The sequence below is a fragment of the Pseudoalteromonas sp. 120-MNA-CIBAN-0494 genome, from assembly GCF_040308885.1.
GTDB classification, from domain to species: Bacteria; Pseudomonadota; Gammaproteobacteria; order Enterobacterales; family Alteromonadaceae; genus Pseudoalteromonas; species Pseudoalteromonas nigrifaciens.
This window is the reverse complement of the sequence record NZ_JBEOOE010000261.1, coordinates 1-223: the sequence shown is the minus strand read 5'-3', so window position 1 is coordinate 223 and position 223 is coordinate 1. Positions and strand designations below refer to the sequence as shown.

The window sequence follows — 223 nt, the reverse complement described above, 5'->3', positions numbered from 1 at the left end:
GGGTGCATAGCTCAGCTGGATAGAGTACTCGGCTACGAACCGAGCGGTCGGAGGTTCGAATCCTCCTGCGCCCACCATACTTTAATAACTCTGCTTAGAGTTTAAATAAGCAAAAGCTCTGCTTAGAGTTAAAATAAGTAAACTATAAAGTGGGTGCATAGCTCAGCTGGATAGAGTACTCGGCTACGAACCGAGCGGTCGGAGGTTCGAATCCTCCTGCGCC

1 tRNA gene is annotated in these 223 nt (G+C 49.3%); it reads left to right on the top strand.

Annotation, left to right across the window (positions count from 1 at the left end):
• A tRNA-Arg gene (locus AAEY55_RS18705) sits at positions 1 to 77 on the top strand.
• Positions 78 to 223 lie beyond the last annotated feature (146 nt).